Here is a 26,350-nt window from a genome sequence, read left to right on the forward strand (position 1 = left end):
CATGCGCCGCCCTCCCCGATCCCAAGCCGGCTTCACGCTGATCGAAGTGCTGGTGGCCCTGGCGCTGATGGCGCTGGTCAGCCTGATGGCCTGGCGCGGCCTGGCCAGCGTGTCCGGCGCCCGCGACCGCATTGAGCAACAGGCCGAGGACATCGATGCCATCGTCCGCACGCTGGGCCAGATGGCGCGCGATGTCGAACTGTCCTACACCGGTCCCGGCTTCGACCCGGCCGGCCTGGATGCGCAGGCCTACACCAGCGGCCTGCGCCTGCTGCGGCGCGCCAGCGGCGGCCCGGTGTTCGAGATCCTGCGCCCCGATCCCGACGGCAACGGCCTGTGGCAGCGCGTGCAATGGCAGGTGCGCAAGGACGGCCTGTGGCGCGCCAGCGGGCCGTCGGCGGCGCGCAGTCCGCTGCCGGCCGCGGGCGACGGCATCCTGCTGCTGCCCGGCACGCGGGCCTTGAAGCTGCGCGCCTGGGTGCCAGGGACCGGCTGGGTGGACGGCGAAGCCAGCCTGGCCGCCTCTCCCACCGGCCTGGAGATCGCGCTGGAGCGCGGCTCTCCCGCCGTCCCAGAGCGCTACACCCGCATGCTGGAGCTGCCATGAGCCCGGCTCGCCCCACCGGCCGCGAACGTGGCGCCGCCGTGGTCAGCGCGCTCATCATCGTCGCCATCGTCGCGGCCTTGACCACCGGCCTGTTCCAGCGCCAGACCGCCAGCACGCGGCGCGTGGAAAACGAGATGGCGCGGGTCCAGGCGCGCGCGATGCTGGCGGGCGGCATCGACTGGGCCCGCCTGATCGTGCGCGACCACGGCAAGCGCGAATCGACCACCCGCGGCGACCAGATCTGGGCCACCCCGGTGCTGGACACCCGCATCGAGCGGCCCGGCGACGAGCGCGTCGCCGTGTTCTCCGGCCGGGTGCAGGACGAGCAAGGCAAGTACAACCTCTACAACCTGGCGAACAATGGCGTGCCGCAGCCCGAGCAGGAACTGGTGCTGCGCCGCCTGCTGAGCACCTTGCAACTGCCGGACACGCTGGCCGCGCGCATGGTCGAGATCATGGCGGCCGCGCAGCCCGTGGCGCCCCCGGCGGATGCGCCCTCGGCGCCGCCGGGACGGCCGGCGCCCGACGCCCGCGCGCCCTTGCCGCGCGGCGTCGACGAAGTGGCGGCCCTGCTGGCGCTGGACCCGGCAGTGCGCAGCGAGCTGCGCCGCACGATGACGGTGCTGCCCGTCGCCACCAGCGTCAACGTCAACACCGCGCCCGCCGAGGTGCTTGCGGCGCTGGCGCCCGGCCTGTCGCTCAGCCAGGCCCGCTCGCTGGCTGGCGAGCGCGACCGCGGCAACTGGTTCAACAATGCCGGCGATTTCGCCAACCGCCTGGCCGGCGCGGGCGTCAAGACGCCCCCGCCCACGGTGGTCACCACCAGCGGCTGGTTCCTGGCCAGCGGCATCGTGGCCTACGAGCGCGCGCGCATCTCCATGCAGGCGCTGCTGCGCAGCTCGCCGCCCGCCGCCCCCGACACCCTATGGACTAGAGAAATTCCTTGAAGAACCTACTGCGCATCGCGCTGCCGCCGCTGGACGAGTTCGGCGCCGGCTCTCTCCTACCGTATGCCTGGTTTGACCGGCGCGGCCGCTGCGCGCGCCAGGGCGAACTGACGCTCGAGGCCATCGGCCATGCCTATCCCCATGCCGCCTGCGAAGCCGTGCTGCATCCCGCCGACGTGATCGCGGCCAGCGTGCAGATTCCGGCAGTGGCACGCGCCCGCTACGCGGCCGCGGTGCACAGCGCGCTGGAGCCGCTGGTGCTCAGCGACCTGGATACGCTGGCCATCGGCCACGGCCCGCGCGCCGCGGACGGCACCGTCCCGCTGGCCTGGGCCGCGCGCGAACCCGTGCGCCGCGCCTGGAGCCTGTTGAATGCCCAGGGCTTGCGCGCGCACGCGCTGATCGCGCCGCAAGCCCTGGGCGCCGACAGCGCGGCGCCGCTGCGCGACCCTGCCGACCCGCGCTGGCTGGCGCCCACGCCGTCATGGTCGCTGGCCATGCCCCAGCTGGCGCCGGCCCGCGTCTCGGCCTGGCGCCCCGTCTGGCGCTGGGGTGCGGCCGCGGCGCTGGTGTGGATAGGCGGACTGAACCTGTACGCCTCGCAACTGCAATCGGAAGCCGACGCCTTGCGCAACGGCATGCGCGCGCAGGTGCTGGCTGCCTTTCCCGACCTGCCGGTGGTGCTGGACCCGCCGCGCCAGGCGCAGCAGGGTCTGGACGCGCTGCAGGCCAACCGGGGCGCGGCCAACGCCGCCGACTTTCTGCCCTTGGCGCGCGCTGCGGCCCAAACCCTGCCCTTCGCCGCCGACAAGGTGGCCCGCCTGCGCTACGCCGAGCAGGCGCTGACGCTGCAGCTGGCTGACGCCGGTGAGCAATCGCAACGCGTGGCGGAAACGCCCGCGCTGATCCAGCAAGCCGCCGCACTGGGGCTGAAGCTCGAACGCGGCGATAACGACAACACCTGGCGCATCGTGCGCGCGCAACCATGAAACTCCCGCAAGCCCTGCATGCCGCCAGACAGTCGCTGGCCAAGACCCTCGCGCCCGCCCTGGCACACGCCGGCCGGCGCTACCAGGCGCTGGCGCCGCGCGAACGCCGGCTGGTCACTGCCGCCGGCCTGCTGCTGGGGTCGGCGCTGGTGTTCGTCACGCTGATCGAACCGCCCTTGAACACGCTGCGCAAGCTGCAAGCCGAACTGCCCGCGCTGCGCGGCCAGGCGGCCACGGTTGCCGACCTGACCGCGCAGGCCACGGCCTTGCGGCGCAAGTCCGCCGCCCCGGCGGGCGCCATGCCCAGCGCCGCCGAACTCGCCGCCTCGCTGGAACGCGCCGGGCTGTCGCCGGAACTATGGGCGCTGGGCCAGCCCGAGGGCGGTCCCGGCGTGCTGCTGACCCTGAAGCAGGCGCCGTCCTCGACCTTGCTGCGATGGCTGGATGGGGCGGCGCGCGACTGGGGCCTGGCGGTCAAAGAGGTGGAGCTCAGCCGCGCCACCAATGTCAACGGGCGGCCGCTGCCCGGCCTCGTCAATGGCAAAGTGAGCTTGATGGCGCCGCAAGCGCCGGAGCGCGGCTGAGATGCCTGGCTTCCGGCTTTCCAAACGTTCCGCCGCGCTGCTCCTGGCCGGCGCCGTCTGCGCCGCCGCGGCAGCCGTCACGGTCTTGCCCGCGCGTTGGCTGCTGGCCGTGCTGCCGGACAAAGCGTCGGTCGCGCTGGCCGACGCCAGCGGCACCTTGTGGCGCGGCAGCGCCTGGATCGCGCTGGGTCCCCCCGGCGCGCGCCGCATGCTGCCGCAGCCGGTGCAATGGCAATGGCGCTGGGACGCGCTCGCCCTGGAGATCTCGCATCCCTGGCTGCAAGGCCCCTTGCGCGCCACGCCCGGCTGGAACGGCGTATCCGTGCCGGCCCAATCGCTGCGCGCGCCCGCTTCCATCCTGTCAGCGCTGGGCGCCCCCTGGAACACCATCGCGCCCCAGGGCACGCTGGAAATCCGCTGGCAGCCGCTGCGGCTGGGCGCGGCCCTGCCCCCCGGCCCGGTGGCCGAACTGCGCTGGCGCAACGCCAGCACCGCGCTGACGCCGGTGGCGCCCGTAGGGTCGTATCTGCTGCGGGTGCAAGGCGGCAAGTCCGGCGCCACGCTGGCCTTGAGCACCGAAAGCGGTCTGCTGGACGTCACCGGCCAGGGCAGCGCGGGCGGGCGCGGCGGCCTGAAGTTCCAAGGGCAGGCAACCTACGCCGGCTCCGCGCGCGAAGCGGACCGGGCGGCGCTGGATGGACTGTTGTCGGCGCTGGGCAGGCGTTCGGGGGATGTCACGACCTTCGGGAGCTGATTCCGAAGCATCTCCCACGGCTAAATAATGTACGATATTATGTACAAATATCCAGCCCAGGGAGCCAGCCATGGCCATCTCGTCCGCCGATGTGATTCCGCTGTCCCAAGCCCGGGCCAATCTGTCCGAACTGGCCGATCAGGTCAAGTCCGGGGCTGAGAAAATCATCACCAAGAATGGCGAAAGCTACGTTGCCCTGATCGACGCCGAACGGCTGGACTACTACCACCGGCTGGAGCAGGAACGCATCCACTTGCTGCTGATCGACGACGCCAGCCGGGGCTTGGCCGATGTTTCGGCCGGCAAGGTCAAGGATGCGCTAAGCACAGTGTCCGCCCTCAAGCGCCGCCGCGCGGCCAAGGCCGCCCGCTGAATCACGGCCAGGCATCGTGACCGCCAAACTCGCCGTCAAGCTCACCGCCAACTTCGAACGCCAGCTTGAGGAAATCGAAGCCTTCCTCACCGAGGCCGGGATGCCACGCGCTTTCGACGCCCTGCTGGACGAGCTGGCCGAGGTAATCATCCCGAACCTTTCGGCCTTTCCCGACATGGGGCGCTTGTTCCTTGGCCGGCCCCAGCGCTCGGTGGAGGTCGCCAATGGCGCGGCCCGCCTGGCCAAACAGCTCAGCGCGCTCGGCAAGGATGCTGAGCTGCGCGAGTATGTGTCCGCGCACTACCTGATGCTCTACGCCAGGATCAAGAACCAGGTCTACCTGCTCTCGATCCGGCATCACCGCCAGCTTTCCTTCGATTTTCCGGATCGCTGGCAGGAATAGCACCTAGGCGTCCCGCGTGACCCGCAGGATCTCCTCCGGCGAGGTCTGCCCGCTGTCGACCCAACGCTGCCCGTCCTCGCGCATGGTCCGCATGCCGGACGCGGCGGCCGCGCGCCGCAGTTCCCGTTCGTCGCGCCCTTCGTGGATCAGCCGGCGCGCCTCGTCGTCGACCGTGAAGAGTTCGTGGATGCCGGAGCGCCCGCTGTAGCCCGTATGGTTGCAGGCATCGCAGCCCACGGGATGGAACACGCGCGCACCGTCCTGCATGGCGGGCTTCTTGCAGGCCGGGCAGAGCTTGCGCACCAGGCGCTGCGCCAGCACGCCCAAGAGCGACGACGCCAGCAGGAAGGGTTCCACGCCCATGTCGGTAAGCCGGGTCACGGCGGACACCGAGTCGTTGGTATGCAGCGTGGCCAGCACCAGGTGGCCCGTCAGCGAGGCTTGCACCGCGATCTGCGCGGTCTCCAGGTCGCGGATTTCGCCGATCATGATGACGTCGGGGTCCTGCCGCAGGATGGCGCGCAGGGCCAGCGCGAAGCTCATATCGATCTTGGCGTTGACCTGTGTCTGGCTGATGCCGGACAGGTCGTATTCGATCGGATCCTCGACCGTGAGGATATTGCTGGTGGACGCGTCCAGGCGGCTCAGCGCCGCATACAGCGTGGTGGTCTTGCCGCTGCCGGTCGGCCCCGTTACCAGTACGATGCCGTGCGGCTGGCGGATCAGGCGGTCCAGCTGGGCCAGCACGCCCGCGTCCATGCCCAGCTTCTCCAGCTGCAAGCGCCCGGCCTCCTTGTCCAGCAGGCGCAGCACGGCGCGTTCGCCATGGCCGGTGGGCAAGGTGGACACGCGCACGTCTATCGGCCGCCCGCCCACGCGCAGCGCGATGCGGCCGTCCTGCGGCAGGCGTTTTTCGGCGATGTCCAGGTGCGCCATGATCTTGATGCGCGAGATCAGCGCGGCGTGCAGCGCCTTGCGCGGCGACACCACGTCGCGCAGGGTGCCGTCGACCCGGTAGCGCACCACGGAGTGGGTCTCGAAGGGTTCGATGTGGATGTCGCTGGCGCCGTCGCGCGCCGCCTGCGCAAACAGCGCGTTGATCATGCGGATCACGGGCGCGTCGTCCTGGGCCTCCAGCAGGTCCGCCACTTCGGGCATGTCCTGCATCAGCCGGTCCAGGTCGATCTCGTTCTCGGCCACGCCCATGACCGAGGCCGCGTCTTCCGAATGGCTGTAGGCGGCGGTCAGCAGGGTTTCCAGCGCCTCGTCCTCGATCTGCGCCAGTTCGATGTCGCCGTGGCAGCGCCGGATCTCGCGCACCGCCCATTCCGGCGTGCGCGGGCTGACGGTCAGCCGGGCCTGGCCGCCGCGCAGCGACAGCACCGCGCGCTGCGCCCGGGCCCAGGCATAAGGCAAGGGGTGCGCGCTCATAGCAGCGTATCGGGATCCACGGCCACGCTATGCATCAGCGTGCGCGACACGCGGATGGCCTCGGAAGCGTCGCGCGCAGACTCCGTGCCGGGATACTGGCGCACCGCGAAGGACTGCGCCGTGACCGGCGCCGGCCGGCGCAGCGTTTCGGCCTGCTGTTCCGGGCGGAGGTCATAGGCGTTGTTGGACACCGAAGGCGCGGAGCCCGGTGGCGGCAGCATCGGCGCCTGCATGTCTGGCAGCGCCCAGTGCTGGCCTGGCTGCACGGCCGCCTGCGCGCGGCGCATATAGTCGTAGCGGTCCATGGTGACACCAGCCGTGCGGTTGGCGTCGCGCACCACGTAGGGGCGCAGGAACACCATCAGGTTGGTCTTGGTACGCTTGCGCGAATCGTAGCGGAACAGCGAGCCGATCACTGGCAAGGATCCCAGGAGCGGCACGCTGTTGGTGGAAAGCGTGACGTTGTCTTCCAGCAAGCCGCCCAGCACGATGATCTGGCCGTCGTCGATCAGCACGCTGGTATCGATGGCGCGCTTGTTGGTCACGATGCCGGTGGTGGCGTTGGAGCGGCTTTCGTCGATGCTGCTGACTTCCTGGTAGATGTCCAGCTTGACCGCGCCGCCTTCGGAAATCTGCGGGCGGATGTTCAGCTTCAGGCCCACGTCCTCGCGTTCGATGGTCTGGAACGGATTGGTGCTGCCGTTGCTGCCCGAGGTCACGTACTGCCCGGTCACGAAGGGCACGGTCTTGCCCACCAGGATGCTGGCCGATTGGTTGTCCAGCGTCAGCAGGTTGGGCGTGGACAGGATGTTGGCTTCGCCGGTGTTCTCCATCGCGCGCGCCAGCACGCCCAGGTTGATCACCTTGTTGCCCAGCACGTCGACGGTGCCCTTCACCACCCCCAGGGTCAAGCCGCTGCCGATGCCGTCGATGGTGGTCGGGCCCTTGCCGGTGATGCCGCTGCCGCCCAGGTTGGTGCCGCCGATGAAGCTGGTGCCGTCGCTGTTGATGTTGCCGGCGCCCGTCATCCACTGGATGCCGAACTCCGCCGCCTTGGCCTCGCTGACTTCGACGATCAGGCTTTCCACCAGCACCTGGGCGCGGCGCTGGTCGAGCTGGTCGATGACCTCGCGCAGACTGCGATACAGCGGCTCGGGGGCCGAGATGATGAGCGAGTTGGTGGCCGGATCGGCCTGGATGGTGGCGCCGCCCGCCGAATACGAGACGGCCTGCGTGCTGTTGTCCTCCCGCGAGATGCGTTCCTGCTCGCCCGACAGTCCGCCCTTGTTCGAACCGGACATGCCGGCCATGCCCTGGCCCGCCTGGGCAGCCATGCCCGCCGCCGCGTTCTGCGTGCGCGCGCCGCCCTGGGCGCCCGCGCCGCCGCTGGCGCCGCCCGTGGCGCCCGGCGCGGAATTCGCCTGTCCGGTCAGCAGTCCGCCCAGCACTTCGGCGATGCGCGTGGCCTGCGCGTTGCGCATGTAGACCACGTGCAGGTTGCCGGCGCGGTTCTGCTGCGCGTCCAGCTTCATGATCAGGTCGCGCGCCAGGCGCGTGCGCGCCGGGCTGCCGGAGCGCACCAGCACGCTGTTGCTGCGCGGATCGGCCACCACGGCGATGCGCTGCGTGGGGTCGCTGCTTTGCGTGTCCAGCAGCTGCGAAGCGAGGATGGCGATGTCGGTGGCGATGGCCGAACGCACCGGCACCACGTCCGTGTCGATCGAGCTGGGCACGTCGATGCGGGCGATGACCTGGGCAATGCGCTCCAGGTTGTCGGCGTAGTCGGTGACCACCAGCGTGTTATTGCCGGGATAGGCGTTGATGGGGTTGTTGGGTGGCACCATGGGGCGCAGCACCGGCACCAGATTGGCCGCGTTCTCGTACTTCAGCGGGAACACGCGGGTCAGCATTTCGCCGCTGCTGCCCTTGGCGAATGCGGAGACTGGCACCGGACCACGGCCCGCGCCGCCGGCCGGCGCGCCGCCCACCGCTTGCGCCGGACGGCCATTGCCCACCACCGCGCTGCCCTGCAGCTTGGCGTCGGCCTCGGGCACCACGCGCGTCACGCCGTCCACGTCGACGATGGCGTAGCCCTGCAGGCGCAGCGCGCCCGTCAGCATGGACAGCGCCTGCGCGCTGTCCACCGGCCGGTCCGACACCAGCGTGAGCTTGCCCTTGACGCGCGGATCCACCAGGAAGTTGCGCTGCGTGAACAAGGACAGCGCGCGCAGCACGGCGGGGATGTCGGTGTCGACGAAATTCAGACTGACGCGATTGTCGGTCTGTTGAGCGTGAACCGTGCTGGCCGCGGGTCCGAGCTGGCTTGCGGCAAGCAACACCGCAAGGCTGAATTGCGCAATATGACGCATGACGGGATAGGTGCCTGAAACGTGAATTCGTGTGAAAAAACGTGAAATCGGGTCGGAGTATACGGGGTGACAGTGCAACACTACGGTCATAATCCGCAGGCATCGTAGCGGCCTTGAAACCCTTTAAATTCGGGGCTTTGCGCGTTTTCAAAATGTGCGCGGGCCATGCTTTCCAGATGCCTTCCTTCCGCTACGAAGCCACCGACGCCTTGGGCAAGATCGTGCGCGGCACGATCGACGCCGACAGCGAGCGCGGCGCCCGCAACCAGCTGCGCGGGCGCGGCCTGCTGCCGCTGTCCACGTCCCTGGCGGCGCGCGCCGAAGGGTTCGGCGCCGTGCTGCGCACGCGCCTGTCGGACGCCGATCTGGCCTGGCTCACGCGCCAGCTCGCCAGCCTGCTGGCCGCGAGCCTGCCGCTGGACGCGGCCCTGAGCGCGACGCTGGAACAGGCCGAGAAAAAACACATCGCCGCCGTCCTGGGCGGCGTGCGCGACGACGTGCGCGCGGGCCATAAGCTGTCGACCGCGCTGGCGGCGCGGCCACGGGATTTTCCTGAGATCTACCGGGCGCTGATCGGCGCCGGCGAGGAATCGGGCGATCTTGCGCAAGTGATGGAGAAGCTGGCGGACTACATCGAGGAACGCAACGCCTTGCGCAGCAAGGTGCTGACCGCGTTCATCTATCCGGCGGTGGTGGCCTGCGTCTCGGTGATCATCGTGATCTTCCTGCTGGGCTATGTGGTGCCGCAGGTGGTGTCGGCGTTCAGCCAGGCCAAGCAGGAACTGCCGCTCTTGACGCGCATCATGCTCGCCCTGTCGGACTATGTGCGCGAATGGGGCGTGGCCACTGGCGCCGCGCTGGCGGCCGCGGTCGCGCTGTGGCGCTACGCGCTGCGCGCGCCCGCGGCGCGGCGCGCCTGGCATGCGCGCGTGCTGCGGCTGCCCTTGGCCGGGCGCTTCGTGCTGGGCGTGAACGCCGCGCGCTTCGCGTCCACGCTGGCGATACTTTCAGGCAGCGGCGTGGCGCTGCTGACGGCGCTGGAGGCCGCGCGCCGCACCCTGGGCAACGACGTGCTGCGCCAGGCCGTGGATGAAGCCTCGGCGCGCGTGCGCGAAGGCGCGTCGCTGTCAGCGTCGCTGGGCGCGCAGAAGGTGTTTCCGTCGCTGCTGGTGCATCTGATCGCCAGCGGCGAGAAGACCGGCCGCCTGCCCGAGCTGCTGGACCGCGGCGCGCAGAATCTGTCGCGCGACCTGGAACGGCGCGCCATGGCCATGACGGCCCTGCTGGAGCCGGCGCTGATCCTGCTGATGGGGGGCTTCGTGCTGCTGATCGTGCTGGCGGTGATGAGCCCGATCCTGGAAATGAATCAGCTGATTCGTTAGGCGCGCAAATGATTTGCGGGTGTTGGGGCAGCAAGAACGCTGCTGCCCCAACACCCGCAAAATCAAGCCTGGGCCTCGCGGCTGCCGGCAGGCCCAGCCTGTCCGCTCAGCCGCAATTCCCTTGGAATTTACAGCGCCTCTTCGTCGCTCTCGCCCGTGCGGATACGGATGGCTTGTTCAACCGGCGTGACGAAGATCTTGCCGTCGCCGATCTTGCCGGTGCGGGCGGCCTTGACCACGGCTTCGATGGCGGCTTCGACCTGGCTGTCGGGCAGCACCACTTCGACGCGGATCTTGGGCAGGAAGTCCACCACGTATTCGGCGCCACGGTAGAGCTCGGTATGGCCTTTCTGGCGGCCGAAACCCTTGACTTCAGTAACGGTCAGGCCGCTGACGCCGACTTCGGCCAGCGCTTCGCGGACTTCGTCGAGCTTGAAGGGTTTGATGATGGCGGTGACTTGTTTCACGTTGGTCGTCCTGGGTGTTTGATCTGTTGCGGCACCCTGGCTAGGCATGGCCGCAGGGCGCGTTGGATAAGAGAATACCACCCGCCAGGGAGCCCAAATACCGGGTTCCCCCTTGACGGGAAATCCCGGTCAGGCTTCGTCGGGTATGCGTTCGGCGTCGCGCATCCACACCACCGACTCGGAATCGCTGGGCGCGCGCCAGTCGCCGCGCGGCGACAGCGAACCGCCGGAGCCGACCTTGGGCGCATTGGGCACGCAGCTGCGCTTGAACTGGCTGAGACGGAAGAAGCGGTCCAGGAATATTTTCAGGTTGCGCTTGATGGCCGCCAGATCGTACTGGTTGCGGGCCACGTGGCCGCCCTCGGGCCAGGCGCCGGCGTCGCGGTCGCGCCAGGCCGCCAGCGCCAGGAAGGCGACCTTGGTCGGCGCGAAGCCGTAGCGCAGCGTGTAGTACAGGTTGAAGTCCTGGAGTTCGTAAGGTCCGATGCTGTCTTCGCTTTTCTGCGCCGGCTTGTCGTCCGCGCCGCCAGGCACCAATTCGGGGCTGACGTCGGTGCCCAGCACGTCCAGCAGCACCTCCGCGCCCTCCTCGCCCAGGCGGCCGGATTCGGCCACCCAGCGCACCAGGTGGGTGATGAGCGTCTTGGGCACGCTGGCGTTGACGCTGTAGTGCGACATGTGGTCGCCCACGCCGTAGGTGCACCAGCCCAGCGCCAATTCGCTCAGGTCGCCGGTGCCGATGACGATGGCGTTGTTGAAGTTCGCGATGCGGAACAGGTGGTTGGTGCGTTCGCCGGCCTGCACGTTCTCGAAGGTGATGTCGTAGACCGGCTTGCCGTCCGCATAGGGATGGCCCAGGTCCTTGAGCATCTGCAGGCAGCTGGGCCGGATGTCGATCTCGGAGGCGGTGCATCCCACCACCTCCATCAGCTTGCGCGCCTGCTGCAGCGTGCGCGAGCTGGTGGCGAAGCCCGGCATGGTGACGGCCAGGATATTGGAGCGCGGCAGCTCCAGCGCGTCCATGGCCTTGGCGCAGACCAGCAGCGCATGGGTCGAATCCAGTCCGCCGGAAATACCGATGACGACCTTGGACATGCCGCTGGCCGACAAGCGCTGGACCAGGGCCTGCACCTGGATGCTGTAGACCTCCTTGCAGCGGGCGTCGCGGCGCTGCGGGTCGGCCGGCACATAGGGGAAACGCGCCACGCGCCGCTCCAGCGGCAGTTCGGCGTCTTCCAGCGGCGGGTTCACGGGCACCGCCACGCTGCGGAACTTGCGGACTTCGTCCTGGTGGCGGCGCACCGACTGGCCGAAGGTGGTCTGGCGCATGCGTTCGCGCGACAGGCGTTCCAGGTCCACGTCCGAGAACAGCAGGTGGGAATGGCCGAGGAAGCGCTCCGATTCGCCCAGCAGTTCGCCGTTTTCGTAGATGAGCGCCTGGCCGTCCCAGGCCATGTCGGTAGAGGACTCGCCCCGCCCGGCGGAGGTGTACATATAGGCCGACAGGCAGCGCGCCGACTGCTGCGCGACCAGCTGGTGGCGGTAGTCGGACTTGCCGACCACGATGTTGGAGGCCGACAGGTTCACCAGCACCGTGGCACCCGCCAGCGCGGCGTAGGAGGACGGCGGGATCGGCACCCAGACGTCCTCGCAGATTTCGACGTGGAACTGGAACAGCGGCAGCTTTTCCAGCCGGAAGATCAGCTCGGAGCCGAAAGGCACGTTCTGGCCCAGCAGGCTGATCTCGGAAACGATGGCGCAATCCCCGGCGCTGAACTGGCGCGCTTCGTAGAACTCGCCGTAGTTGGGCAGGTAGCTTTTGGGCACCACGCCCAGCACGCGGCCGCCGGCGGCGACCACGGCGCAGTTGAACAGCTGGTGGGCCACCCGCAGCGGCGCGCCGACGACGACGGCGATGTCCATCTCGGCCGTGGCCGCGACCACCCGCGCCAGCGCTTCCTCGCATTCGTCCAGCAAGGCCTTCTGGTGGAACAGGTCGTCGCAGGTGTAGGCGGACAGGCCCAGCTCGGGAAACGCCGCCAGCACCGCGCCGCCCTGGGCGGCCTGCTGCGCCAGCGCAATGGTCTGGGCGGCATTGAACGCGGGGTCCGCGACCTTGCATTCGGGCACGCCGACGGCGACCCGGGCAAAGCCGTGGGAATACAGGTTGAAGAACGGGTTCGACATCGGGTCTATCGCCTGGGATTTCAACGCCTGGATTATCTCACGGGGCCACCCGCCGGCCCCGCCCGGACGCCCTGCCGCGCCCGCTGTCCGCTAGCGCGGCATCTTGGCGTCGGTCAGGCCGTGCTCCAACGGCGCGGCCAGGCCCGGACGGGCGCCCTCGACGGCCAGCGCCGCCTGCAAGGCGCCTTCGCGCAGATGGGCGCCCATCGCGCCGATATCGGCGCCGGACGGCTGCTGGTACAGGCGCAGGCCCAGTTCGGGCAGGATGGCCAGCAGATGGTCGAAGATGTCGCCCTGGATGCGTTCGTACTCGACCCAGGCGGTGACGGCGGTAAAGCAATAGACCTCGACCGGAATGCCCTCGGCGGTGGGCTCCATCATGCGCACCATCATGGCCATGTCCTGACGGACCTCGGGATTCTGCTTCAGGTAGGCCAGCGCATAGGCCCGCAGGGTACCGATATTGGTCAACCGGCGGCGGTTGGCCGGCACGCTGGCCAGCTCGCCCATGGTCTGGTTGGCCTGGGCGATGTCGTGGGTCTTGGCCTGCAGGTAGTCGTGCAGCAGCCGGAAACGCATCAGCCGCTGCGCTTCGTCGTCGCTCAGGAAGCGCACGCTGGCCGAGTCGATGCGGAGGGTGCGCTTGATGCGGCGCCCGCCCGATTCGAACATGTGGCGGTAGTTGCGGTAGCTTTCCGAGAACAGCTTGTAGGTGGGTACCGTGGTGACGGTGTTGTCCCAGTTCTGCACCTTGACCGTGTGCAGGGCGATGTCCTTGACGAAACCGTCGGCGTTGGACTGCGGCATCTCGATCCAGTCGCCGATGCGCAGCATGTCGTTGCTGGTCAGCTGGGTGCTGGCCACCAGCGACAGCAAGGTGTCCTTGAACACCAGCAACAGCACCGCGGACAGCGCGCCCAGCCCGGAGATCATCCAGAGCGGCGAGCGGTCGATCAGGATGGAAAGCACCAAAACGGTGCATACCGCCATCAGGATCAGCTTGCTGATCTGGATATAGCCCTTGATGGAGCGGGTTTGCGCCCGCGTGGTGGCGGAATAGGTATCCTGCCAGGCGCTCAGCACGCCCGAGAACGCCATGAACACGCAGATCCAGGCGCCGGCGTGCGCCAGCCGCCCGACGATGGTCACGGCCCGCTCCACGTGCGGCACCAGGTCTATGCCCAGCGACACCACCGCGAATGGCACGGCGTACCAAAGGTTCTGGTAGGCGCGGCGGCGCTGCAGGGCCTTGTCCCAATCGCCCCGGCCGCTCAGCACCAACACGCGGTGCGCCAGCAACAGCACGACCCGGGCCACGACCCACTGGACGAACAGCGCGGCCAGGATCAGCGCACCGATCCCGATCAAGGTCTGCGCCCACGCTTCGCGCGGCAGATGGGTATCCAATTGGGTGACCAGCTCTTCCCATTCCAGGGGCATAGGCTCTCTTCCTGCTCTAAGGTCTTGAAACTAATCCAGGATTATCCGACAAAGGCCCGGCCAGAGGGTTCGCCGCCAGCAGGCGCGCCACCCGGCGCCACGCCAGGGCCTATAATTCCGCCCATCATGGCAAACACTCCCTCCCCCGATCAAAACCAGTTCGCCAACAAGGCGCAGGCCTGGTCCGCCCGGTTCTCGGAACCGGTTTCCGAACTCGTCAAGCGCTATACGGCGTCCGTGGATTTCGACAAGCGCCTGGCGCGCTACGACATCCAGGGCTCGCTCGCGCACGCGGACATGCTGGCCGCCCAGGGCATCATCGGCGCCCAGGACCTGGCCGACATCCAGCGCGGCATGACCCAGATCCTGTCCGAAATCGACGCCGGCAGCTTCCAATGGCTGCTCGACCTCGAAGACGTGCACCTGAACATCGAAAAACGCCTGGTGGAACTGGTGGGCGACGCGGGCAAGCGCCTGCACACCGGCCGTTCGCGCAACGACCAGGTCGCCACCGACATCCGCCTGTGGCTGCGCACCGAAATCGACAACCTGCTGGACCTGCTGCGCCAGTTGCGCCGCGCCCTGGCCACGGTGGCGCTGGAACACGCCGGCACCATCATGCCCGGCTTCACGCACCTGCAAGTGGCCCAGCCGGTCACCTTCGGCCACCACCTGCTGGCCTATGCGGAAATGTTCGGCCGCGACGCCGAGCGCCTGGCGGACTGCCGCCGCCGCGTGAACCGTCTGCCGCTGGGCGCCGCCGCCCTGGCCGGCACGTCCTACCCGATCGACCGCGAGCGCGTCGCCAAGACCCTGGGCTTTGACGGCGTCTGCCGCAATTCGCTGGACGCCGTGTCCGACCGCGACTTCGCCATCGAATTCTGCGCCGCCGGCGCGCTGATCATGACGCACGTCTCGCGCCTGTCCGAAGAACTGGTGCTCTGGATGAGCCCGCGCGTGGGCTTCATCGACCTGGCGGACCGCTTCTGCACCGGCAGCTCGATCATGCCGCAGAAAAAGAACCCCGACGTGCCCGAGCTGGCCCGCGGCAAGACCGGCCGCGTCAACGGCCACCTGGTCGCCCTCCTGACCCTGATGAAGGGCCAGCCGCTGGCCTACAACAAGGACAACCAGGAAGACAAGGAAGGCCTGTTCGACACCGTCGACACCGTGCGCGACACGCTGACGATCTTTGCGGACATGGCCGGCGGCATCAAGGTCAAGGCCGACAACATGCGCGCCGCCGCCCTGCAGGGCTTCGCCACCGCCACCGACCTGGCCGACTACCTGGTCAAGCGCGGCGTGCCCTTCCGCGACGCCCACGAAGTCGTGGCCCACGCGGTCCGCGACTGCGAACAGCGCGGCTGCGACTTGGCCGACCTGTCGCTGGACGAGCTCAAGGCCTACCACGCCAGCATCGGCGACGACGTGCACCAGGTCCTGACCCTGGAAGGCTCGGTCGCGGCCCGCAAGCACGTGGGCGGCACCGCCCCCGAGCGCGTGGCCGAGGAAGCGAAGCGCGTGCTGCAGGAAACGGCGGAGTAAGGCTGGTTTTCTCCGATGCAAGATGATCGGCCCCGATTTATCGGGGCCGATTTTCATTGGTACGCGGGACTTGCCCAGATATCAGCCTCAGGCGATCGACACGTCCAGGCGGCGCCCTAGCTGTCCAAGGGCAGATTCGACCTGTTCGATCCGGGACGCATGCCGCACATTCAGCAACCGGTCCACTTGCGGCATATGAACACCCATGCGCCTTGCCAACTCGGCCTTGCGCACTCCCTGCAAAATCATCTCGTTCGACAGAAAGACCTTGCTGGTGATCAAGGCAGACAAGGTTACCGACGCCTGGCCCTTGGCTGGCTTGGAGGGCATGGGAATGGGGCGGCGCGCGTCGAAATAGATCTCCAGCGCCGCCTCGAGCGCCTCTTCGGCATTGATCGCCGCCTCATCGACGTCTTGGCCCACGGAGAGCGCTTCTGGAATATCAGGAAACCGGACTAACCACGTATCGTTGGTGTCGCGAGTCAGGGTGTAGGGATAGGTCAGCATTCAGGTTTCCCGTTTGATGAATGTGCCAGGCAGGACTGTCCGCGTGACGCGCATCCGGTGTGCAGAATGCGCAACGTCATTTCAAACCGAGCTGCTTCTTGATTTCGCTTTCCAGATGCTTGCCCATTTCCTTGGACCCGTGATGTGGAAAGATCGTTGTCACGCCGTTCAAGGTAACCCGATAGTGGCTGCTGCCTGATTTGTGCGGCACGAACACCGCCCCTTGCCGTTCCAGCCATCTCTTGAATTCGCTGTATTTCATGACCGATGGTCGCGGCCTGATCGAGCATAAACAAAAATGTTGAATAAATAAACAGCAGTGTTTACCCCAGCCACTATCCTCCCGCCCATGAGCGTAGAAGGCCGCGGCGCAAGGCGGGGCTCGACTGGCTCTTTCTCAGACCGAGCGATGTTGCGGCTGCCCGCTAGGCGATACTCAGCGCTTCCCCCAGCATCTCCACCACCGCATCCACCTTGGGCAGCAGCTGCTTGCTCAGCGGCCACACCAAATACAGGGGCAAGCCCTCGGCAGCCAGTTGCGGCAGCACTTCGACCACCCGGCCGTCGCGCAAGGCGTCGGCCGCGAGCCAGGTCGCCAACTGCGCGATGCCGAAGCCTGCGGCCACGGCATCGACCTGGGCTTCGGCGCTGTCCAGCACCATGACGCCGTCGATCGGCCGCAAGCTGGCCGGTCCCGCGCCCTGCGCGATCCGCCAGACCGGGGGTTCCCCGTCCGCGCGCCCGTAGGCCACGGCGTCATGCTGGGCCAGATCGTCGGCCGTGAGCGGCGCTCCGCGGCGCGCCAGGTATTGCGGCGAGGCGCAGAAAATCACGCGCTCCGAGCCCAGATAGCGGTGGCCCAGGCCGGGCGCCCACTGCGGCGGCCCGCCGATGCGCACGGCCACGTCTATGCCCTCGTCGGCCAGATCGACGAAACGGTCCGTGAACGACACGCATGGCCGCAACTGCGGATGCCGCTGGGCGAATTGCAACAGCAGCGGCAGCGCCACCCGGCGGCCGAAGGTCGCGGGCAGGTCCACCCGCAGCCGGCCGACGGGCTCTTGGCGCTGCGCCGCCAGCACCGCCTCGGCGTCCTGCAATTCGGCCAGCACGCGCACGCAGGTGCGGTAGTAGGCGCTGCCCGCGTCCGTCAGGGCCAGGCGGCGGGTGCTGCGCTCGAACAGGCGGGTATGCAGGCGGGCTTCCAGCCGGGCGACGCTCTTGCCCACGGCCGAGGCAGTAAGGTGGAGCCGGTCGGCGGCGGCGGTGAAGCTGCCGGCGTCCGCGGTGGTGACGAAGGCTTCGATGCCTTTGAGGCGTTCGGATGGGATCATGGCGGCGATGATTAAGGAATCAGATTCCTTAATTTATGGAAAACATACCTGAGATAAGAAATTCTATCTCCAATATCGTTCAAGACCGTATTCCTCTTGAACCCATCCATGCTCGAATCCTCCCTCGCCTCCCCATCCGTCCCGGCCCGCTCCAGCGCGCTTTCCATCGGCATCCTCGCTGTCGCGGCTTTCGTCATCGTTTCCACGGAATTTTTAATCGTGGGGCTGCTGCCCGAGCTGGCCCGCGACCTGTCCATCTCCGTTTCCGCCGCGGGCCAGCTCGTGACCCTGTTCGCGTTCACGGTGATGCTGTCGGGGCCCTTGCTGACGGCGGCGGTATCGCACCTGGAGCGCAAGCGCCTGTTCGTGGCGATCCTGCTGGTCTTCGCCGCCTCCAACGCGCTGGCCGCGGCCGCGCCCAACATCTGGGTGCTGGCGTTGGCGCGCTTCATTCCGGCGCTGGCGCTGCCGGTGTTCTGGGGCACGGCCAGCGAAGCCGCCGCACAGCTGGCGGGCCCGCGCCACGCCGGGCAGGCGGTGGCGCGCGTGTACCTGGGGATTTCCGCCGCCTTGCTGTTCGGCATTCCGCTGGGCACGCTGGCCGCCACGTCGATAGGCTGGCGCGGCAGCTTCTGGGGGCTGGCCGCGCTGTCGCTGGCGCTGGCCGCGCTGATGCTGGCCTGCATGCCGGCCTTGCCGCGCCCGCCGCGCGTCGGCTTGCGCGAGCAGGCGCGCATTCTGCGGGATCCGCGCATGCTGGCCCATATCGGGCTGTCCGTGGCGGTGTTCACCGCGATGTTCGCTGCCTATACCTATCTGGCCGACGTGCTGGAACGCATCGCCAACGTGCCGCCGGCTCAGGTGGGATGGTGGCTGATGGGCTTTGGCGCGGCGGGGCTGGCCGGCAACTGGCTGGGCGGACTGGCGGCGGACCGCAATCCCCTGGCCGCGACTTTGGCGTTCACCCTGCTGCTGGGCCTGGGCATGATGGCCGCCATACCCCTGGCTTCCTCGCTTGCCGGATTGCTGCCGGCGCTGGCCGCGTGGAGCATCGCCAATACGGCCCTGTATCCGGTGTGCCAGGTGCGTGTGATGAAAGTGGCGCCGCAAGCCCAGGCCATGGCGGGCACGCTCAACGTGTCGGCGGCCAATGCCGGCATTGGCGCCGGCGCCATGCTGGGCGGAGGGGCGATCGCGCAATGGGGACTGGGCAGCGTGGGCTATGTGGCCGGGGCCGTGGCGCTGCTGGCGGCGCTGGCGGTTCCTGCCATCGCCCGCCTGCGGCCATCCGTCACCGCCTGACGCCGGATCGCGCGAGCGGTACCCGGCACCCGGGGACGGGAAACGCAGCAGCAGCCCCCGACGCGGCCCCGATGCTCAGCCGCCGCCAGCCTCCGGCATACAGGCCGGCGCGGCGCACGCGGCCGGCGCCTTGATCAGGAACTCCTTCAGGCTGGCCACGTTGTTCTTCTTGAAGATGCGGTTCTTGTAGGTCACCACGGTGGTGGGCGACAGGCCCAGCTCGCGCCCCACCTCTTTGGCGGTATGGCCCTGGCGCAACAGGTCCGCCACCTGGACTTCGCGCAGCGACAGGCCGCTGCACCAGGAGGCCGCGCGTGTCGGTTCCGTTTCCACGCGGCACAGTTGGTGATGGCGCCGCGCCAGCGCGATCAGCAAGGGCGCGCGCCCGCGCATCAGTTCGGCCGCGTTCGGCGAGTGGGTGCGCGAGAAGTACAGGTTCAGGTAGCTGATGCCCTCGTCGCGGCAGCCGATAAGCGAAATCTTGCTGGCGAAGCCGGGGCGCTCGAACAGCAGGCGGCGGTACTCGTCGTCCGCGATGCGTTCCGGGGACGCCGTCTGCACGACCAGGTCGGGATGATGGCCGGGGCGGCAGGCCATGTCGCGCAGCAGGCCGTAGTTGGGATCGCGCCGGTAGAACTCGTTGTCCACGAACACGTTGGTGGTCCATTCGATCAGGGACTGGTTCAGCAGGCTGGCCGCCGACGAATACTGCACCAGGCCTTCATGGCCGTAGAACACGTGCGACACGTGGTCGGCGGCCACGGTTTCACGCAGCGCCAGCAGCAGCGCGGCGTGGAACATCGGGCCGCCCAGGTCCATGACGGCGGACTCGGCCCAGCGGTCCGGCCCCCCGCCCGCGGGCATTGGGTTGTGTGTCTCTTCCATGGTGTCGTTTTCCCCCGCTTGCGCGTGTTTTCCCGATTCTAAGGTCATCCTCCGTCGCCGCGGTGTCCTCTTCCGTGAGGACATGACGGGCGCGCGCGGCGCTCCTAGAGTGAGGCCTGCAACAAACCACATCGAACTAGGGAAAACGATGAAAGAGCTTCCCATCTACCCATACGTCAGGCCCGATGAAATGGACCGCCCGCGCCGCGAGCCGCATCCGGTGGCCGTCGTGGGGGCCGGGCTGACCGGCCTGACGCTGGCCCTGGATCTGGTGCGGCGCGGCATTCCCGTGGTCGTGCTGGACGACGACAACACCGTCGGCGTGCGCGGCCTGGCTTCGCGCGGCATGGTCTGGGCGCAGCGCACGCTGGACATCTTCGACCGCCTCGGCATGGCTGGCGACGTGGTCGGCAAGGGCGTGCGCTGGAACGTGGGCCGGGTGCTGTGCCGCGACCTGGCGGTGGCGTCCTTCACGCTGCAGGACCAGCCCGACATGCGCCACAACGGCTTCGTCAACCTGCAGCAGTACTACCTGGAAGCCTTCCTGGTGGATGCGCTGATGCGCGAGCCGCTGGCCGAGCTGCGCTGGCTGAACCGCGTCGCCGGCATCGAACCGCAAGCCGCAGGCCCGGCGACCTTGCAAGTGGAGACGCCCGACGGCGCCTACGCCTGCCGCGCGCAATGGGTGGTCGCCTGCGACGGCGCCAAAAGCGCGGTGCGCGGCATGCTGGGCCTGAGCCCGCGCGTCTACGACCAGACCGAGGACCGCTGGATCATCATCGACATCGTGTTGCGCGACACCACCTGGCCGGAGGAACGCTGGACCTGGCTGGACGCGCGCAGCAACCACGGCCGCGCGGTCTGGCGCCACAAGATGGCCGACGACACCTGGCGGCTGGACTTCCAGCTGCGTCCGGACGAAGACCCGGCCGAAGCGGCCACGGACGCGGCCATGCGCCAGCGCGTCTGGGACCTGCTGGGCGAGCGCGTGGAATTCGACATTGCCTGGCATGGCGTCTGGGCCTACCGCCATGAATGCCTGGACAGCCTGCGCCATGATCGGGTGCTGTTCGCGGGCGATTCTGCCCATCTGGTGGCGCCCTTCGGCGCGCGCGGCGGCAACGGCGGCATCCAGGACGCCGACAACCTGGGCTGGAAGCTGGCCCTGCTGCTGCAAGGCCGCGCCGGCGACTCGCTGCTGGATACCTATAGCGTCGAGCGCAAGCACGCGGCAATGGAGAACATCCGCCAGGCGCGCCGCTCCTCGCGCTTCGTTTACCCGGGCGCTGCCCGCTCCGCCGCGCTGTGGCGCGACGCCATCATCGACCTGGCGCCGCGCCACCCCGTCGCCGCCCGCATGATCAACACCGGTCGCCTGTGCATGCCGGCCGTCTATCCCGCATCGGCGCTGGCTTGCGGCGCCCACGCCCTGGCCGGACGCGCGCTGCCCAACGTGGTGCTGCGGCAGGCGGATGGCCTGGCCTTGCACGGCCTGCTCGGCCCCTGGTTCACGGTCCTGGTGTTCGGCGATGCCCTGCCCCCCGGCACGCAGGACGGCGACGGCCTGGTGCGCTGGGTCGCCGTCGGACCGCTATGCGACGAGCGCGGACGCGCCGCCCTGGCGCACCAGCTCGGGCAGACGCTGGACGGAGAGGCCTGGCTGCTGCGGCCCGACCAGCATGTCATGGCGGCCGCCACGCCAGAGACCGGCGATCCCGAGGCCATGCTGGCCTGGGTCGCCGCCGCGCTGGATGCGCCCGGCGCCTGTCCCGAACCCTTGCCCGAGGCCCGCGGCCTCTACCGCTCAACCGGAGGCGCCAACCATGCCGCTATCCCAGCAACAGCTTGACGACCTGCTAGAGCGCCTGATCGCGCTGACCAACGTGCCCGACCCCGCGGCCCAGCGCGACAGCCTGGCCCGGCTGTCGCTGCTGCTCATCGAAGCCGTGGACGACGCGGCCCGCGTGCAGGCGGCGGTCGACGAAATGCTGGCGGCCCAGCCCGGCTCGCCCGCCTTGAACATTCCATGAACCACGGAGACGGCGCCATGACGCTCAACCCATCCCATGCCGCCCCGCCGGGCGCCCCCGCCATCCAGGGCCTGCACCACTTCGCCTGGCGCTGCCGCGATGCCGAGGAAACCCGGCATTTCTATGAAGACATCCTCGGCCTGCCGCTGGTGCACGTGGTCAAGGAGGAACGCGTGCCTTCCACCGGCGAGCACTGCCCCTTCGTGCATCTGTTCTTCGAATTCGCCGACGGTTCGCACATCGCCTTCTTCGACCTGGGCGACAACGGCCAAAGCCAGCCCGACCCCGCCACGCCGCGCTGGGTCAACCACTTCGCCATGGAAATCCGCGGCGAAGCCGAGCTGGAGCGCATGCGCCAACAGCTGCAGTCCCACGGCATCGAGGTAGTGGGGCCGACCGACCACCACTTCATCCGCTCGATCTATTTCTTCGATCCCAACGGCATCCGCCTCGAACTGACCCTGCGCCTGCCCGTGGCCGACTACGTGGCCCGCAAGCGCCGCAGCGCCCATGACGACCTGGCTGCCTGGACCCGCGACAAGGCCGCCGGCCTGATGCCCGGCGCCACCGGCACCAGCAGCCAGCAGCGCAGCCAGGCCCACGCCGGCTGAACCGCCCCACTTTCCATCCATTAAAGGAACACCATGAGCAAACCCTTCGCCTCCCAGGCCGACCTGGCGGAAAAGAGGATCTCCTTCGAACGCCTGTCCGAAAACGCCTACGCCTACGTCGCCGACGGCGACCCCAACTCGGGCGTGATCATCGGCGACGACAGCGTGATGGTGGTCGACGCGACCGCCACGCCGGCCATGGCCCAGGGCCTGATCCGCGCCATCCGCGGCGTCACCGACAAGCCCATCCGCCACGTCGCCCTGACCCACTACCACGCGGTGCGCGTGCTGGGCGCGTCCGCCTTCGCCGCCGAAGGCGCCGCCCACGTGTACGCCAGCCGCGGCACGCATGAACTCATCGTCGAGCGCGGCCAGGCCGACATGGATTCCGAGATCGGCCGCTTCCCGCGCCTGTTCCAGTCCGCCGAAACCATACCGGGGCTGACCTGGCCCACCGTGGTGTTCGAGCGCGAACTGACCGTGTTCCTGGGCAGTCTCGAAGTGCGCATGCTGCATCTGGGCGCGGGCCATACCCGCGGCGATTCCATCGTCTGGATTCCGTCGCAGGGCATCTGTTTCTCCGGCGACCTGGTGGAGTTCAACGCCGGCGTCTACACGGGCGATGCCTATCTGTCCGACTGGCCCGCCACGCTGGACGCGCTGCAGGCGCTGAAACCGCGCCAGATGGTGCCGGGCCGCGGCCCCGCCCTGACCACGCCCGCCGCCTGCCGCGAGGCCATCGGCTACACCCGCAGCTGGGTCGAGACGCTGTACGGCTGCGCCCGCCAGGGCGTGGAGCAAGGCAAGAGCCTGAAGCAGGTCTATGAAGACACGCGCCGCGTGATGGACCCGGAATTCGGCCACGTCGTCATCTACGAACACGCCATTCCCTTCGACGTCTCGCGCGCCTACGACGAGGCCAGCGGCATCACCGATCCGCGCGTCTGGACCGCCGAGCGCGACCGCGACATGTGGGCCGAACTCACCGCCTGATCCCGGCACGCCACCACGCCACGAGGCCCCGCCGCGGGCCTCTCCATCCGATACGGAGCACCTGAACATGAAACTCGCCACCCTGAGCAATGGCGCCCGCGACGGCGCCCTGGCCGTCGTCAGCCGCGACCTGACCCGCACGCGCGCCGTGCCGCACATCGCAGCCACGCTGCAGCAAGCGCTGGACGACTGGGCCCGCGCCGCGCCCCTGCTGCAGGCCGAATACGAAGCGCTGAACGCGGGCGACGGCGCCAGCCAGCCCTTCGATCCGGCGCGCTGCGCCGCGCCCCTGCCGCGCGCCTACCAATGGCTGGACGCGTCCGCCTACCTGAACCACGTGGACCTGACGCGCCGTGCCCGCGGCGGCGAGATGCCGCCCTCGTTCCTGACCGATCCCCTGATGTACCAGGGCGCCTCGGACGACTTCATGGGACCGTGCGAGGACATCACCGCCGCCAGCGAGGACCTGGGCGTGGACCTGGAAGCGGAGATCGTGGTGGTGACCGACGACGTGCCGCTGGGCGTGAACGCGGACACGGCGCTGGAACACGTCGTGCTGCTGGGCCTGGTCAACGACGTGACGCTGCGCAACGTGGTGCTGCCCGAACTGTCCAAGGGCTTCGGCTTCCTGCAAGGCAAGCCGGCCTCGGCGCTGTCGCCGGTGCTGGTCACGCCCGACGAACTGGCGCCCTACTGGCGCGGCGGCAAGCTGCACCGCGCCATGCAGGTGTGGCTCAACGGCCGGCAGATCGGCCAGCCCCAGGCGGGCGAGGAAATGCAATTCCATTTCGGCGAACTGATCGCGCACGCGGCCCGCACCCGCCGCCTGGGCGCCGGCACCCTGGTGGGCAGCGGCACCATTTCGAATGCCAGCGACGCCGCCGGCGTGTGCTGCCTGGTCGAAGCGCGGGTGCGGGAAAAACTGCGCGACGGCGACATGCGCACGCCCTTCCTCAAGCACGGCGACCGCGTGCGCATCGGCATGCGCGACGACGCGGGCCTGAGCCTGTTCGGCGACATCGACCAGCAGGTGCGGATCCCGGGCACGCGGCCCATGCCTGGCGCCGCATCGGCCAGCGTGCCCGCAACCGCCGCCGCCTGACCGGAGACCGCCATGGCCGACACCCCTGCCCTCACCCTGCACAGCTACTGGCGCAGTTCCGCAGCCTACCGGGTCCGCATCGCCCTGGCCTTGAAGGGCCTGCCTTACCGGCAGGTCACCTGGCACATGGTCAAGGGTGAGCACCAGCAACCCGCCTACCGCTCGCTGGCGCCCTTCGGCCTGGTGCCCATGCTGGAGATCGACGGCCTGCGCCTGCAGCAATCGCTGGCCATCATCGAGTATCTGGACGAGCGCCATCCCGGTGCGCCGCTGCTGCCGGCCGATCCGGCGCTGCGGGCGCAGGCCCGCGCGCTGGCGCAACTGATTGCCTGCGAAATGCATCCGCTCAACAACCTGCGCGCGCTCAAGCGCCTGCGCGCCCAGTTCGGCGCGGACGACGAACAGATCCAGGACTGGTACCGCCATTGGTGCGCCGAAGGCTTCCAGGCCTTCGAGGCAGCGCTGCCCCCGGCGCAGGACGGCGGCTACGCGCTGGGCGCCGCGCCCACGCTGGTCGAGTGCTACCTGATCCCGCAGGTCTACAACGCCTTGCGCTACGGCGCGGACCTGGCGCCTTTCGAACGGGTCCGCGCCATTGTCCAGGCCTGTGCCGGCCTGCCTGCGTTTGAAGCCGCCCGCCCGGAAAACCAGCCCGACGCGCCGCAGAGCGCCGCGGCCTAGGCGACGCCCCCTATAAGAAGCTGAACCGCCGCATTCCCCCCAAGGAGACAACCATGCAAACAGAAATCCCCGCCGGCGGCGCCGCCGTCGCATCCGCCCCCCGGTCCGCGTCTGGCCCGCTGGTCAGCGCCGACGACCGCAAGGTCCTGGCCGCCACGCTGGTCGGCTCGGCCATCGAGTGGTACGACTACTTCATCTACGTCCAGGCCGCGGGCCTGGTGCTGGGCTCGCTGTTCTTCGCGCCCTTCGCCAAGGAGAACCCGGAGCTGTCGCTGATCCTGTCGTTCGCGACCGTGGGCGTGGCCTTCCTGTTCCGGCCGCTGGGCGCCATCGTGTGCGGCCACCTGGGCGACCGCTACGGCCGCAAGCGGGTGCTGGCGGCCACGCTGATCCTGATGGGCGTGTCCACCGCGCTGATCGGCGTGCTGCCGACCTACGCGCAGATCGGCATCTGGGCGCCGGTGATGCTGGTGACCTTGCGCGTGCTGCAAGGCTTCTCTGCCGGCGGCGAATGGGGCGGCGCGGCGCTCATGGCGGTCGAGCACGCGCCCCGGGAGCGGCGTTCGCTGTTCGGCGCCTTCCCGCAAATCGGCGTGCCGCTGGGCATGATCGTCGCCACCGGCGTGCTGTGGTGCATCACCGCCCTGGTCGGCGCCGACAACTTCATGGCCTGGGGCTGGCGCGTGTCCTTCCTGCTGTCCATCGCGCTCATCGTGGTCGGCGTCTTCATCCGCCGCGCCGTCGAGGAATCGCCCGTGTTCCTGGCGATGCAGTCGCGCCGCAGCCATTCCTCGGCGCCGCTGGGCACCTTGCTGCGCAAGCATCCGCGCCAGATCCTGCTGACCACGCTGATCTTCGTGGGCAACAGCACGGCGGGCTACCTGCTGGTCGGCTTCTTCATCAGCTACGGCAGCCGGACGCTGCACATGCCGGCGCAGCAGGTACTGATGATCTGCACGCTGGCCGCGGCCTGCTGGCTGGGCACCACGCTGCTGGGCGGCTGGCTGGGCGACCGCATCGGCCGCGTGCGCACCTTCCAGCTCGGCTACGTGCTGCTGGCGCTCTGGGCCATACCGATGTGGTCCTTCATCGAATCCGGCGACGTGATGCAGTTCGCCTTCGCCCTGGCCGTGCTGTCCGTGCCGCTGGGCCTGACCTACGGCCCGCAGGCCGCGCTGTATGCCGAGATGTTCCCGGCCGACGTGCGCTATTCCGGCGTGTCGGCGGGCTATGCGCTGGGCTCCATCCTGGGCGGCGCCTTCGCCGCGATGATCGCGCAGTCCATCATCACCGCCACCGGCCAGTCCTGGCATGTGGGCGTCTACGTCATCGTCATGGCCGTGGTGTCCTTCGTAGCCGTGAGCCTGGTCAAGGACCGCCCCGGCGTCACGCTGCACGCCGAATGAACCTGCAAGCCACCCACCCAC

The 26,350-nt window shown here is 68.9% G+C and carries 26 protein-coding genes; 17 read left to right on the forward strand and 9 right to left on the reverse strand.

The features are described 5' to 3' along the window. Position 1: 1 nt before the first annotated feature. The 7 genes from IPU70_RS08865 (at position 2) to IPU70_RS08895 (ending at position 4,657) form a co-directional block, all read left to right on the forward strand. Positions 2-607: a type II secretion system protein J gene (locus tag IPU70_RS08865; protein ID WP_207466586.1), complete on the forward strand. Its 606-nt coding sequence runs from the start codon at positions 2-4 to the stop codon at positions 605-607. Next, the gene (gene gspK / locus IPU70_RS08870) at positions 604-1,554 is read left to right on the forward strand and encodes a type II secretion system minor pseudopilin GspK (RefSeq protein ID WP_207466588.1); all 951 of its coding nucleotides are present in this window, start codon (positions 604-606) and stop codon (positions 1,552-1,554) included. Before IPU70_RS08865 ends, gspK begins: the two co-directional genes overlap by 4 nt. After that, complete coding sequence (gene gspL / locus IPU70_RS08875) at positions 1,551-2,543, forward strand: type II secretion system protein GspL (RefSeq protein ID WP_207466589.1); 993 nt, start codon at positions 1,551-1,553, stop codon at positions 2,541-2,543. Before gspK ends, gspL begins: the two co-directional genes overlap by 4 nt. Next, positions 2,540-3,127 carry a type II secretion system protein GspM gene (gene gspM / locus IPU70_RS08880; RefSeq protein WP_207466590.1) on the forward strand — a complete coding sequence of 196 codons (588 nt, stop codon included), beginning with the start codon at positions 2,540-2,542 and terminating at the stop codon, positions 3,125-3,127. Before gspL ends, gspM begins: the two co-directional genes overlap by 4 nt. Before the next feature lies 1 nt (position 3,128). Next, positions 3,129-3,881: a type II secretion system protein N gene (gspN, locus tag IPU70_RS08885; RefSeq protein WP_207466591.1), complete on the forward strand. Its 753-nt coding sequence runs from the start codon at positions 3,129-3,131 to the stop codon at positions 3,879-3,881. Positions 3,882-3,951: 70 nt separating this feature from the next. After that, the gene (locus IPU70_RS08890; protein ID WP_013393300.1) at positions 3,952-4,254 is read left to right on the forward strand and encodes a type II toxin-antitoxin system Phd/YefM family antitoxin; all 303 of its coding nucleotides are present in this window, start codon (positions 3,952-3,954) and stop codon (positions 4,252-4,254) included. Between the two features lie 16 nt (positions 4,255-4,270). Continuing rightward, positions 4,271-4,657, forward strand: a complete 387-nt coding sequence (locus IPU70_RS08895; RefSeq protein WP_207466592.1) for a type II toxin-antitoxin system RelE/ParE family toxin — start codon at positions 4,271-4,273, stop codon at positions 4,655-4,657. 3 nt (positions 4,658-4,660) lie between these two features. Here the strand turns inward: IPU70_RS08895 and gspE are convergent, their stop codons facing one another. Together gspE and gspD are read right to left on the reverse strand one after the other, a co-directional pair. Continuing rightward, complete coding sequence (gene gspE / locus IPU70_RS08900; protein WP_207466593.1) at positions 4,661-6,088, reverse strand: type II secretion system ATPase GspE; 1,428 nt, start codon at positions 6,086-6,088, stop codon at positions 4,661-4,663. Next, positions 6,085-8,457 carry a type II secretion system secretin GspD gene (gene gspD, locus IPU70_RS08905; protein ID WP_207466594.1) on the reverse strand — a complete coding sequence of 791 codons (2,373 nt, stop codon included), beginning with the start codon at positions 8,455-8,457 and terminating at the stop codon, positions 6,085-6,087. The genes gspE and gspD overlap by 4 nt, the downstream gene beginning before the upstream one ends. 176 nt (positions 8,458-8,633) lie before the next feature. On the opposite strand from gspD, the gene gspF reads away from it, so the two are divergent. Continuing rightward, positions 8,634-9,839, forward strand: a complete 1,206-nt coding sequence (gspF, locus tag IPU70_RS08910) for a type II secretion system inner membrane protein GspF (RefSeq protein WP_207466595.1) — start codon at positions 8,634-8,636, stop codon at positions 9,837-9,839. 128 nt (positions 9,840-9,967) lie between these two features. Here gspF and IPU70_RS08915 read toward each other — a convergent pair whose 3' ends face one another. The 3 genes from IPU70_RS08915 to IPU70_RS08925 all read right to left on the reverse strand — a co-directional run bounded on the left by IPU70_RS08915 (position 9,968) and on the right by IPU70_RS08925 (position 13,933). Then, a complete protein-coding gene (locus tag IPU70_RS08915) occupies positions 9,968-10,306 on the reverse strand; it encodes a P-II family nitrogen regulator (protein WP_013393295.1) in 339 nt (112 codons plus the stop codon). 129 nt (positions 10,307-10,435) lie between these two features. Then, complete coding sequence (locus tag IPU70_RS08920) at positions 10,436-12,493, reverse strand: NAD(+) synthase (RefSeq protein WP_207466596.1); 2,058 nt, start codon at positions 12,491-12,493, stop codon at positions 10,436-10,438. 90 nt (positions 12,494-12,583) lie between these two features. After that, entirely contained in the window at positions 12,584-13,933 is a 1,350-nt protein-coding gene (locus IPU70_RS08925) for a mechanosensitive ion channel family protein (protein ID WP_207466599.1), read from the reverse strand. 126 nt (positions 13,934-14,059) lie between these two features. Between IPU70_RS08925 and argH the strand changes: the two genes are divergently transcribed. Further along, positions 14,060-15,478 (forward strand): argininosuccinate lyase, encoded by a 1,419-nt coding sequence (argH, locus tag IPU70_RS08930; protein ID WP_207466601.1) that lies wholly within the window; start codon positions 14,060-14,062, stop codon positions 15,476-15,478. 87 nt (positions 15,479-15,565) lie between these two features. Here argH and IPU70_RS08935 read toward each other — a convergent pair whose 3' ends face one another. The 3 genes from IPU70_RS08935 to IPU70_RS08945 form a co-directional block, all read right to left on the reverse strand. Continuing rightward, on the reverse strand, positions 15,566-15,985 hold the full coding sequence (locus tag IPU70_RS08935) for a type II toxin-antitoxin system HicB family antitoxin (protein WP_207466603.1): 420 nt from the start codon (positions 15,983-15,985) through the stop codon (positions 15,566-15,568). 76 nt (positions 15,986-16,061) lie between these two features. Next, entirely contained in the window at positions 16,062-16,247 is a 186-nt protein-coding gene (locus IPU70_RS08940; RefSeq protein ID WP_119449491.1) for a type II toxin-antitoxin system HicA family toxin, read from the reverse strand. A gap of 163 nt (positions 16,248-16,410) precedes the next feature. Continuing rightward, the gene (locus tag IPU70_RS08945) at positions 16,411-17,319 is read right to left on the reverse strand and encodes a LysR family transcriptional regulator (RefSeq protein ID WP_207466605.1); all 909 of its coding nucleotides are present in this window, start codon (positions 17,317-17,319) and stop codon (positions 16,411-16,413) included. A 108-nt stretch (positions 17,320-17,427) separates the two neighbouring features. On the opposite strand from IPU70_RS08945, the gene IPU70_RS08950 reads away from it, so the two are divergent. Beyond that, a complete protein-coding gene (locus IPU70_RS08950; RefSeq protein ID WP_207466607.1) occupies positions 17,428-18,621 on the forward strand; it encodes an MFS transporter in 1,194 nt (397 codons plus the stop codon). A 75-nt stretch (positions 18,622-18,696) separates the two neighbouring features. Here the strand turns inward: IPU70_RS08950 and IPU70_RS08955 are convergent, their stop codons facing one another. Then, positions 18,697-19,506 (reverse strand): helix-turn-helix transcriptional regulator, encoded by an 810-nt coding sequence (locus IPU70_RS08955; protein WP_207466608.1) that lies wholly within the window; start codon positions 19,504-19,506, stop codon positions 18,697-18,699. A gap of 148 nt (positions 19,507-19,654) precedes the next feature. Between IPU70_RS08955 and IPU70_RS08960 the strand changes: the two genes are divergently transcribed. The 7 genes from IPU70_RS08960 to IPU70_RS08990 all read left to right on the forward strand — a co-directional run bounded on the left by IPU70_RS08960 (position 19,655) and on the right by IPU70_RS08990 (position 26,329). After that, positions 19,655-21,355, forward strand: a complete 1,701-nt coding sequence (locus IPU70_RS08960; protein WP_207466610.1) for an FAD-dependent oxidoreductase — start codon at positions 19,655-19,657, stop codon at positions 21,353-21,355. Continuing rightward, the gene (locus IPU70_RS08965; protein WP_088140018.1) at positions 21,330-21,536 is read left to right on the forward strand and encodes a DUF2783 domain-containing protein; all 207 of its coding nucleotides are present in this window, start codon (positions 21,330-21,332) and stop codon (positions 21,534-21,536) included. The genes IPU70_RS08960 and IPU70_RS08965 overlap by 26 nt, the downstream gene beginning before the upstream one ends. Positions 21,537-21,553: 17 nt before the next feature. Next, positions 21,554-22,147, forward strand: a complete 594-nt coding sequence (locus IPU70_RS08970; protein ID WP_207466987.1) for a VOC family protein — start codon at positions 21,554-21,556, stop codon at positions 22,145-22,147. 33 nt (positions 22,148-22,180) lie between these two features. Further along, positions 22,181-23,140, forward strand: a complete 960-nt coding sequence (locus tag IPU70_RS08975; RefSeq protein ID WP_207466613.1) for an MBL fold metallo-hydrolase — start codon at positions 22,181-22,183, stop codon at positions 23,138-23,140. Between the two features lie 67 nt (positions 23,141-23,207). Next, positions 23,208-24,242, forward strand: a complete 1,035-nt coding sequence (locus IPU70_RS08980) for a fumarylacetoacetate hydrolase family protein (protein WP_207466615.1) — start codon at positions 23,208-23,210, stop codon at positions 24,240-24,242. A gap of 12 nt (positions 24,243-24,254) precedes the next feature. Further along, complete coding sequence (gene maiA / locus IPU70_RS08985) at positions 24,255-24,923, forward strand: maleylacetoacetate isomerase (RefSeq protein ID WP_207466616.1); 669 nt, start codon at positions 24,255-24,257, stop codon at positions 24,921-24,923. 53 nt (positions 24,924-24,976) lie between these two features. Continuing rightward, a complete protein-coding gene (locus tag IPU70_RS08990; RefSeq protein ID WP_207466618.1) occupies positions 24,977-26,329 on the forward strand; it encodes an MFS transporter in 1,353 nt (450 codons plus the stop codon). Positions 26,330-26,350: the final 21 nt, after the last annotated feature.

The sequence above is a fragment of the Achromobacter sp. SD115 genome (assembly GCF_017355315.1).
Lineage (GTDB): Bacteria > Pseudomonadota > Gammaproteobacteria > Burkholderiales > Burkholderiaceae_B > Achromobacter > Achromobacter xylosoxidans_B.